Below are 5,316 nucleotides of genomic sequence, written 5' to 3'. Positions count from 1 at the left end.
GCGGTTAGCAGCCGGTGATGTACAGGTATTACGGCATAAAGGCAAGCGTCAGAAGCCTGTGGAAACTAGAGGTCGGTTCATGGTAGGGACACCAATTAGCAAGCGTCCCAAAGAGGTTCGCAAGCGTGAAACCTTCGGCCACTGGGAACTGGATACCGTTGTCTCTAGCCGTGGCAAAAGCAAAGCTTGTGTAGCCACTTTTATTGAGCGCAAGACACGGCACTATTTCGCATTGAAAATGCCTGACCGTACCGCCTATTCAATGGAGGTTGCCTTTGGTGTGATTATCAGCCAATAACCTCAAGCTGCCTTTCAAACCGCTACCGTAGATCGCGGGAAAGAGTTTGCTTGTTATGCCAACCTTGAGAACTTTCATAACCTCAAAGTTTACTTTGCAGATCCGTATTCATCCTGGCAGCGAGGCTCTAATGAGAACGGAAATGGTCTTCTTCGAGAATTCTTCCCAAAGGGCCATGATTTTGCTTTGGTCACCGATGAAGATTTGGCCAAGGCTATCTTTCTCATTAATAATCGTCCCCGTAAATGTCTCGGTTGGATGTCTGCTCACGAAGCTTTCATGGATGAACTGTCGCACTTAGCTTGACAATCCGTCGTTTAAGAAAAATATGGCACAGGCTTAACAAGGATCATCGAAAATTTTGTGTAAACTCTATTTTTACCCTCTCCCAACAACAAGATCGTACAACAACCAAACAAACCAAACGCTTGATAAACCTTCAAAGCTCTTTCTCACTTGCATCGTAAGTAGGGATGAGCTTTTTTGCATGCTCAAAATCAAGGAGGACGAAACGGAACTTACACCAACAAACCACCACTAGTGACAACAAACTTACTAATCTTAGAAGGCTTATTCCAATTTGAAGCAAGAAGAATTAATAGGCTTTTTCTATGTAAACATTAATTAAACCCTCATAGAATATAGGCTTACGGTTTGCGATACTGCTTGGCAAAGTGTTCACCGATGCGAGAGGCTGGAGAAACCCGGAGACCAAAGAATCATTAGTACGATTCTTGCTGACTCTCAACAAAGGGATGGAGATGGCAGCGAGCAAAATCCCGCAAGATGTCCGAGTAGCAAATCGTAATTTATCGAAGGCGCTGGATTTCTACAGTTCCATCGATAGATGGGATTTGCCTAATCGTTTTCGAGTTCAAGATATTGATCCTGTCTTATTCGACCATCAAATAATTGATATAAAACAATATAATGCATGGGAAGATCAGCATTTAACACCAGAGCAGAAAAATGAAATCGCGAAGCTCATATATGAAAGATTCAAGGATGACACAGATATAGCGACTCAGAACTACTTCTTTGTCGTGGAGCATACCAGTGAAGGGGTTGACGCATTAGCTGGTGCTATTGGCGCTAGAGCTGCCCGCAGTCGTAATCCACAACCGCCAATCAAGCCGCAAGGAATATCGAAAGGAAGCAATATTAAGGGAATTAAGGTAAACTGGGGTCAAGCGACGACGTTTATCAATGATAGATTTGAAGCTTTACAAAAGTCCGTTGGGCAATTGCCTAAGAATAAGCTGGCGTACGATGGGCCAAATGTGAACTATAAATCGTCAACGCAGAAGCCTCTTGAACCGACGAAGAATCAGATTGAGGTGCGGAAATATTATCCGGGGACCGAGCCGGAGAATTCAGCGTCGGGATCCGCTTCGGGCAAAAGCAAGAAGGCAAGTGATGAGGGGACTCGAAAAGCTGATGACTTTGCTACGGAGCCCTTTTTACCTGATGAGTACTATAAAAATAACTATGCTCCAATGCAAGGAACCCCAGGAGATAGAATTGATTTTAGTCGTTTAGGTTCGAGTGGACAAGTAGAAAAGTCTAGAGTCATTTATGATCATGCAGGAAAGCAAAAGTATAGGGTGGATTATAGTGATCATGGTAATGCAAAACATCATCCCAATCCACCGCACTTGCATGAGTACATTTATCAAGATGCAGGGAAAAACATCAAAGAAAAAATTGTGTATATGCGAGATTCTTCGACGGGGAGAATGAGGAAAAGTCAAGTGGATCGTAAGACAAATGAAATAATTTTTATTGATTAAGGAGCGATAAAATCAGTGTATATCAAAAATATTGAGATGATAACTAATACACTTAACGATTCGTGGGTATATGAGCGAATTGTAAAAATAGAATACAATGTTGAAGATGATTTTGAGGGTAATTATATCGGGACACTGGATCTTATTTTTCATGTTACCCTATTAAAGACAAAGGAGCCATTCAAAATAATGATTAGATATCATGATGTTGAAGATTTAACGATACGAAAAGCAACAACTCTCCCTTTGTCAGGTGACTTAATAGTTCATGATATGAAGGAACAGGGTTTGGTAAGTAACCAGCGCTACCATGTACATGATGATAGTGGGTATGGTGAAAATGATGGATTTCAATTTATCGATTTTCATTGTAATTCAATTGAAGTGATTTCGGTAGAAGAGTTTTATATGTAATATAAAGCGAATTGTCATTTATTTGATTTTTGATTGGCTTTAGGCCTTTTGAAGTATGTGACAAAATATATTAAAAATCACTTGAAAGTCAATAACAGTATTGTACAATCCGCTCAATATACTAGACACTAAATAACTTGACAACTTGATACACTTTAAAAAGCTTACTCTATCAATATTAGTGGAAGTAAGCTTTTTCCATGTCAAGAAACATTAATAGAAGGATGATGTATAGTGAGCAAGATCACGTAAGATAGAAATTTATCGAAGGTACTGGATTTCTCGCTAAGCTGATATTTTAAAAAATCACGGATGATAAAGATTTAGCGATTTTGTCGTGGCATACCAATGAAGGGGTTGACGCATTAGCTGTCTGCTAGTGCCTTGAAAGTTGACCAAATCGAGAAGTATATAGACACGAATCATAAAGATTTTTGAATCCAGAGAACAGAAACGTGATTGTATACATTGAAGTGCCACTAGTTAATCTAGCCCCTGAACAATTATAAAAACTGAATAAGATTAAGGATATGGGGGCGATTGTAGTAAACTCATTTGGAGAATTGAAAGGAGTTTTAAAGTAAATGGGGATTTCATCATTTTTTTAGTTGAAAGAGACAAATATTCACCAGACAACTTACTATCATCAGTAATGGTAGCTGCATTTCATTCTGACGCTATGCTTTACTACAGAAATGAAAAGTATTTTACAGAAGAAAACCACTTCAAATATACAACTATAAGTATTATGCAGGATCTAGATATTGATGAGAATAAGTTCTTAATATACATTATGGAGTAAAGAATGATGGGCTTGAGTTTTATAATAATGGACAGTATCTAGGGTTGGATTCATCCCTTTCCTTATGTCAAGTTGGTTGTATCGAGGATGTACACGATAACGAGAAGTTGCTTCTAAGTTTCGTTTATGAATACTTAAAATTAAATCCGATGCAATATTATTGGTTGGGAGATTACAATTGGGTTTATAGTTGGGAAGATATGCGAAAATTGAAATCGTTGCCCTATGACCCTAATTGGTGTTATAAGAATCCTAAAATGATTTAGACTTTAAAAGAGCCATGCTCTCAGGAAAGACGACTATAATGTTAACTAGTGTGAAGAATTTAGATTTAGAATTCAGGAAAAATAAAGAATAATTTAATAACAAGCTCAATGAGATTTTGATAAATAACTTAAACGGCCTATTCCAGTTTGAAGCGAGGAGATGGAATGGGTTTTATTATGTGTATTTTTGATTCCGCCCCAGAATTTAGGCTTGCGATACTGCTTGGCAAAGTATTCACCGATGCGAGAGGCTGGAGAAACCCAGAGTCAGCAAGAATCATTAGTACGATTCTTGCTGACTCCCAACAAAGGGGTGGAAATGGCGGCGAGCAAGATCCCGCAAGATGTCCGAGTAGCAAATCGTAATTTATCGAAGGCGCTGGATTTTTACAGTTCCATCGATAGATGGGATTTGCCTAATCGTTTTCGAGTTCAAGATATTAATCCTGTCTTATTTGACCATAACGTTTGGGATGGTTCAAAAGAATGGGATGTTCCGGGCACTAAACATAGGATATTAGAGAGGACTGACGGAAGATTTGGCTATGTAGTTGATCATGATTACAGTAAGCCCAAATTATTCCCATCGCCTTGGTTTCAAGATGGCGGGAAATTCAAACCATAAGAATGGTTAATGGAGGAAATAAAGTGGGAATTAAATTCTCTATTCTTGATGAGGAAAGTGAATTAGTAATTGGATATTGCAAAGAAATAGAGGGGCTGGATGGTAAGATTTATTTTGATGGGGATTTAGCTTACCATAAAATTGAACTGAAACAGTTTGTTTTTTGTCAGAAATTTAAAGAATACCTTGTTAAAAGAAAAGAATCGATAAGTAGGTTAGTCTATATTTGTATCATTGATAATGATACAAATCCAATTGGAAAGTTTCGTTTTTCTATTTATGATGATATTTATTATCATAAAACTGGAGTTCCAGAAAGTGCTTCGGATGTTACTTGGAGGGGCTCTTTAAATGAAATATTATCTAATAAAGAAATCGAAATTTGGAACAATTGGAGGATCTCTCCCCCATTGAAAAAGAATGAATGGTCTAGTCTTTCTGAAGACGAAAGAAGATCCTGGTTAAAAGTTGTAAAAAATTATAATATAAATAAATCGGAATGTAATGAAATGCAGGAGGGAATTTTTCACCTAGATGGAACATTTGTAACGGATTATCCATCTTTCTTTTGTGCATTAGGAGAAGCTATTAATGGGCCTGGAGGTTATTATGGATTTGATATTTGCTCTCTAATTGATTGTTTTTATGGAGGATTTGGTGCAACCGCACCTTTCACCCTTATATGGAATAATCATCAGATAGCAAGAAAATTCTTGGATATAAATTCTTGGGTCAAAGAAATTAACTATAAGAGGAGTTGGGACGATAAACTTATAGATAAGCCAGAATTCGAAGAGGTAGGGAATAGACCCCTATTCCAAGCACTTATTGAGAATATGGAAAATGAAGGTGTAATATTAGTGCTGAATTAACAATTTTTTATAATCAATGAATTTATCTATATAAGTTGAATTTATGTTTGACGGATTGTAATATGAAGTGCGAAAGCTAGAAAATAAAAAGGCCCATGTGAGTTTCATGTAAAATGGGAGTTACCACACAACCATTCATACAGGAGAACTAACATGAGCTACTCCCATCTTAGCATAATTGAACGTAGTAAACTAGAAACTCTTCTTCGACTCGGCTGGTCGACACGAGAAATTGGACGTGAATTAGGC

At 37.7% G+C, this 5,316-nt stretch carries 5 protein-coding genes and 1 pseudogene; all 6 read left to right on the top strand.

The genetic code is table 11. The annotated features are described in order from the left end of the window. Positions 1-604, top strand: a pseudogene (locus AZ66_RS26510) (IS30 family transposase); the annotation flags it as partial. A 455-nt stretch (positions 605-1,059) separates the two neighbouring features. Next, a complete protein-coding gene (locus tag AZ66_RS26505) occupies positions 1,060-2,088 on the top strand; it encodes a hypothetical protein (protein ID WP_156160097.1) in 1,029 nt (342 codons plus the stop codon). Between the two features lie 15 nt (positions 2,089-2,103). Beyond that, a complete protein-coding gene (locus tag AZ66_RS26500; RefSeq protein ID WP_044357642.1) occupies positions 2,104-2,502 on the top strand; it encodes a hypothetical protein in 399 nt (132 codons plus the stop codon). Positions 2,503-3,730: 1,228 nt separating this feature from the next. Next, positions 3,731-4,195 (top strand): hypothetical protein, encoded by a 465-nt coding sequence (locus AZ66_RS26490; protein ID WP_156160096.1) that lies wholly within the window; start codon positions 3,731-3,733, stop codon positions 4,193-4,195. Between the two features lie 23 nt (positions 4,196-4,218). Beyond that, on the top strand, positions 4,219-5,067 hold the full coding sequence (locus AZ66_RS26485) for a barstar family protein (protein WP_021256075.1): 849 nt from the start codon (positions 4,219-4,221) through the stop codon (positions 5,065-5,067). A gap of 153 nt (positions 5,068-5,220) precedes the next feature. Continuing rightward, on the top strand, positions 5,221-5,316 hold a 96-nt coding region (locus AZ66_RS31675; RefSeq protein ID WP_044357640.1), incomplete at its 3' end, for a helix-turn-helix domain-containing protein.

The sequence above is a fragment of the Paenibacillus sp. E194 genome, assembly GCF_000935845.1.
In the GTDB taxonomy this organism is placed as follows: domain Bacteria; phylum Bacillota; class Bacilli; order Paenibacillales; family Paenibacillaceae; genus Paenibacillus_B; species Paenibacillus_B alvei_B.
This window is presented reverse-complemented; position numbering and strand designations above follow the sequence as displayed.